The following is a 5497-nucleotide window of genomic DNA, read 5'->3' as shown; positions in this document are numbered from 1 at the left end:
AACGTCTAATCAAAACCCTGAAATTTCAACAAGATGATTTGTTGTTAGATGAAGACGGAACAGTACTTTTATCGGAAGATGAATTACTGCCGCCTAGACATTCTTTTGATTCTAACTGGCTCAATGAACTTGAAGCTCCTGAAGGGACAGTTAAGCTTCGCTCTAAATTATACCTGCAGCGAGAAAACGAAGCTACATGGTTAGATAAAGTGTTAGGATGGGGAGAAACTATCCGTGTCAAAGGTGCTCATCAGATGGGCAAAAGCTCCTTGCTAGCTCGTATGCACCAACGGGCTAAGCAAAATAGTCAAGCTGCACTCTATCTTGATTTTCAGCGTCTTGACCAAAAGTGTTTATCCACTCTCGACTCCCTGTTACGATATATAGCTGCTCGCATGACCAAGCACTGGCTAACTTCCCGTTCACCAGACTCCTATTGGTCTAGTCCATTGGGCTCAAAAGATAAATTATCTGATTTTGTGGTTGAAGAGGTTCTTGAAAAATTTGACTTACCTATTCTACTGATATTTGATGATGTTGATCGAGTTTTTAAGTATGACTACAGAGATGACTTTTTTAGTCTAATTCGAGCTTGGCATAATGAGCGTGCTATAGAAGAACAATGGCAAAAACTCAACCTAGTTCTAGCCTATTCCACAGAAGCATTTTTATTTATTCAAGATTTAAACCAATCACCCTTCAACGTCGGTATCTCTATTGAACTAGGAGATTTGAGTCGTTCTAAGGTTGAGGAAATGAATCGTAAACATAATAGCATAGCACGGTCAGGTGAAATTGACTCCCTGATCAATTTACTAGGAGGACATCCATACTTGTTAAGAATGGCTTTTTATACAATGGTTACAGGGAGCATCAGTGTAACAGAATTTTGTAGAGTAGCAGGTAATGATGATGGTCCATTTGCAGAACACTTATCTCGGTATCTTAGGCAACTTGAAGCATCGCCAGATTTGCGACATGCCATGCAAGACGTTCTCAGAAAACACCAATGCCAGGATAACGAAATTTTTTATCGGTTACGGAAATCAGGATTAATTCTGGGACACAGTCCTGATGCTGTACAGGCAAGATGTCAGCTTTATGCACAATATTTTAAAACGAGACTATGAGTCATGAATTCTGATCACAACCCGATCCAGAGTACGCCAGATCCAGATTACTATGTAGTAGGCGGAACGTTAAAAGTTTCAGACCGTAGTTACGTACCCCGTGCTACTGACCAGCAACTTCTAGACAATCTGATCAACGGAGAGTACTGCTATGTACTAACCACTCGTCAGATGGGCAAATCTAGTTTGATGGTACGCACCGCAGTAAAATTGAAGAAATTTAATATACGTAGTGCCATCATTGATTTAACCAGCATCGGCACTTCCGTTGGATTGGAAGCTTGGTATCTAGGGCAAATTAGACGTATTGTAAGACAACTGCGTCTACACTTCGACTATGAGAGTTGGTGGAGAGAAAATGCCAGCTTTAGTGAAGTAGATAGATATTCAATGTTTATCTCAGAAATCTTATTAGAGAAAGTTTCTTATTCGGTTGTATTATTCATTGATGAAATAGATTCTACCCTTTCACTATCCTATAGCGATGACTTCTTTGCTGCTATACGTTCCCTCTACAACGAACGTGCGATTAACTCGGAGTTAGAGCGGCTAACTTTTGTGCTTTTGGGTGTAGCCTCTCCATCGGATTTAGTAAAAGCTGTTGAACGGACTCCTTTCAATATCGGAAGGCGTATTGAGTTAAACGATTTCACTTTGGAGGAAGCTAAACCTCTTGCTGCTGGACTGGCACCAGGATCTGACCAAGCATTCAAGCTACTAAAGCAAATAATCAATTGGACAGGAGGACATCCCTATCTTACCCAGAAAACTTGTCAAGTTGTGGCACAGTGGGCTAAGGAAAATTGGGATACTACTCAAGTAGATAAAATTGTGGAAAAGCTTGTACTAGAAACTTTCTTGACAAAGCGTGGTAAGCACAATGATGACAATTTGCACTTTGTAAGAGAACGTCTTTTAAGAGAATCAGAATCAGCAGAATTACTTAATCTTTATTCTCTAATCAGGCAAGACATAATTATAAGTAATAAAGAACGAAATTTACCTCACGCAAGACTAAAATTAATCGGTTTAGTCAAAGCTAATGATTCAGGAATACTTGAGGTAAGAAATCGAATATATTATGAAGTTTTTAATATAAGTTGGCTCCATGACAACGGAGTCACAGGAGGTGATAATAGTTTCAACGATGATCCATTGTCTCCTACTAGTACTAGTAATGTCACGGGGGAACAAATAACTCGAACAGAATACCGCATTCGTCAGGCATTGCTTGCCAACGTCAAAAACTTTTGGATTAAAGGTGTTTTAGAAAAATCTTTATTTAACCAAGTGCTAATTGAACAGGGACTAGAACAACGGCCTGAGGCAGTTACTAACCCTTTTAACGAGATTTTAGAGATTGGGAAATACTCACTTAAAGCACTCCCAGAAGGGACTAAGGTAATTGATATTTTTGAACAAATTGGTGAGCGACGAATGCTACTAATTCTGGGCGAAGCAGGGTTAGGTAAAACAACAACGTTACTAAAACCAACCCGTGAAATTGCCCGTGCTGAGCAAGATGTTGATTACATTAGCTCAGGTCGAACGCTGCTGATATTAGGTGAACCAGGGTCAGGTAAAACCACAACATTACTAGAACTAACCCGTGACTTAATTGCCCGTGGTGAGCAAGATGTTGATTACCCAATTCCTGTGGTATTGAATCTCTCCTCTTGGGCATATAAGAAACAAAGTATTGCTGATTGGCTGATCGAAGAACTACAGAGTATATATGGAGTTTCTAAGAGACTTGGACAAGCTTTAGTCACGCAACAGCAACTGCTCCTGCTCTTAGATGGTTTGGATGAAGTTCAGGCTCCATATCGAGAAGCGTGTGTTATTGCTTTGAACACTTTCTCTCACCATTACTACTCAGATATTGTCGTTTGCAGCCGCATCAAAGACTACCAAGCCCTCTCTAACCGTCTGAACTTTGCAAGTGCAGTTTATTTGAGGTTCCTCACCCTAGAACAAATCTATCATTACCTGGATAGTGTGGGGGCTGATTTTACAGGATTGAGGGCATTAATTACAAAGGATAGGGGACTGCAAAAGTTAGCTCAATCTCCTTTAATGCTCAATATTATGACTATGGCTTACCAAGGAGTAGCTGTTGAAGACTTACCTAAAACTGACTTGGTAGAAGAACGCCGCAAACAGCTATTCAGTGCCTACATTAAGAGGATGTTTAAGCGTCGGCGGGCTAGTCAGAGATACAATAACGCTCAAACAAAGTATTGGTTGGCTTGGCTAGCACAGCGGATGGTTGAGAATCAACAAAGGATATTTTTAATTGAAAAAATGCAGCCTACCTGGTTACGAAATCGAACTCAGAGGATAGTTTATTCAACTCTATTGAAGTTGGTGTGTGGGCTAATTTTTGGCTTAACGGGTGGGCTAATTGTTTTTAGCTTCACGGGTGTGCTAATTTATGGCTTCACGGGTGTGCTAATTTTTAGCTTAACGGGTGGACTAGTTTTTAGTTCACTTTTGGGGCTGGGAATTACGCAAGAAATAAAGCCTGTTGAAACTCTGTATTGGTCTCGAATAACACTAGAGAATTCAATAAATTTTAATGAAATTATTAAAGGGATAACTAGGCTGAGTGTTGGACTGAGTTTTGGGCTAGCTTTTGAACCGGTTTTTGGATTGTTTTTTGGACTAGTTTTTGGACTAGTTTTTGGGTTAATATTTGGTATTATTGGTTATAATTTAGAGTTAAAAGCAGCTCTTAATCAGGTGAAATTTATAGAATTTAAAGCAGTTAAAGCAGTTAAAGCAGCTCCTAATCAGGGGATATTTAGATCAGCAGTTAACGCGGGAACTCTGGGATTATTTAGTGGGTTGATATTTGGATTAATTGCTGGAATTATTCATGGGTTACTTAGTGGAATTATTGATGGGTTATCTACTGGGCTGATAACTGGAGTGATTAGTACTTTGCTAATGAGTACGTTAAGTAATGCTGGTATTGCTTGCATTCAACATTTTGTCTTGCGTATAATTCTATTCTGTAGTGGACACATTCCTTGGAACTACGCTCGTTTCTTAGACTACGCAACTGATCGTGTTTTTTTGCAAAAGGTTGGCGGTGGCTACATGTTTGTCCATCCCATGGTACTAGAGCATTTTGCTACCTTGGAACCATGGGAACTAGAAAAACGGTGAGTCGATTGCTACCATATAAAATAGCAACCTGATAAAGTCTATGACTCTAGCAATTGCCCTTGAACCTGCACCTATAGAGGCAGATGCCCATGGTGTTGTACGAGTTGCCAAAACTCGCGTCACCCTAGACACTCTTGTGACTGCTTTTCTTGAGGGATGCACACCAGAGGAAATCGCAGAGCAATATCCATCCCTACAACTACCAGATATCTACTTGGTTATCGGTTACTACCTCAGACATCAAGATGAGGTTCATACCTATCTGGTAGAACGTCAACGTCAGAGAGATGCAATTCAGCAGGAGGCTGAACAACGTTTTAATCCAATGGGAATACGCGATCGCTGAAAGCGGGACGCGCGTCCATCGCTTACTAGCTAGACAAGTAAGATTTCTACCTCTACGGTAAATAGGAGTAGTTGCTGCTACCATTACCGTTAAATTACTCAAGTTTCCGAACGGAACGGAGGTGCTAAAATCTCCAATTGTGCGGAGTGACGTGCAGCTTAGCTGGGTTTTTAGGTTAAAAACTGCGTATTTTTGTTAACTAGAATAGAAGAAACTCTTTTGTGCGGGAAGTAGAGATCGTCATGAAAGTAGCCACCACAGCTGTTGAAACCAATCCCATTGTGTTGAAGATGCCCCCGGCATGGGCTATGGATGATGACCAATTTTTTGAGTTTTGTCAGATTAATCGAGATTTACGAATTGAGCGCACATTAGACGGAGAAATAATTGTTATGCCCCCCACAGGAGGTGAAACATCTCAAAAAAATTCCAACATTAATTTTCAGCTACAGTTGTGGAATCGCCAAACAAAGCTAGGCAAGGTATTTGATTCTTCTGGTGGCTTTAAGCTGCCCAATGGTGCAGAACGTTCCCCTGATGCTTCTTGGGTCAAAAAAGACAGGTGGGAAGCCCTAACGCCTCAACAAAGGAAAAAGTTTATTCCTCTGTGCCCAGATTTTGTGATTGAGTTGCGCTCTCCCAGTGATAGGGTGAAGAGTCTTAAGGAAAAGATGGAAGAGTACAGGTCAAATGGCGCTCTGTTGGGGTGGTTGATTGAGCCAAATAGTCGTCAAGTATATATTTACCGTCCTGGGGTAGAAGTGGAGCAGTTGGACAATCCAGCTACGGTGAAGGGGGATGAATCAGTGCTGCCTGGTTTTGTCATGGTCATGGAAGAAGTTTGGGAAGG

At 40.8% G+C, this 5497-nt stretch carries 4 protein-coding genes; all 4 read left to right on the top strand.

Annotated elements, in window-relative coordinates; all coding sequences use genetic code 11:
- A partial coding sequence (locus F6K57_RS35590; RefSeq protein ID WP_293072723.1) for an AAA-like domain-containing protein occupies positions 1 to 1130 on the top strand: 1130 nt, incomplete at its 5' end.
- A 3-nt stretch (positions 1131 to 1133) separates the two neighbouring features.
- A complete protein-coding gene (locus F6K57_RS35585; RefSeq protein WP_293072721.1) occupies positions 1134 to 4301 on the top strand; it encodes an AAA-like domain-containing protein in 3168 nt (1055 codons plus the stop codon).
- Positions 4302 to 4341: 40 nt separating this feature from the next.
- Positions 4342 to 4647 carry a DUF433 domain-containing protein gene (locus F6K57_RS35580; protein WP_293072719.1) on the top strand — a complete coding sequence of 102 codons (306 nt, stop codon included), beginning with the start codon at positions 4342 to 4344 and terminating at the stop codon, positions 4645 to 4647.
- A 242-nt stretch (positions 4648 to 4889) separates the two neighbouring features.
- Positions 4890 to 5497, top strand: a 608-nt coding sequence (locus tag F6K57_RS35575) for a Uma2 family endonuclease (protein WP_293026292.1), incomplete at its 3' end; no start/stop codon positions are given.

Source organism: Moorena sp. SIO4A5 (assembly GCF_010672005.1).
Taxonomy (GTDB): Bacteria; Cyanobacteriota; Cyanobacteriia; order Cyanobacteriales; family Coleofasciculaceae; genus Moorena.
The sequence above is the reverse complement of the archived record's forward strand: the minus strand, read 5'-3'. Positions and strand labels throughout refer to the sequence as shown.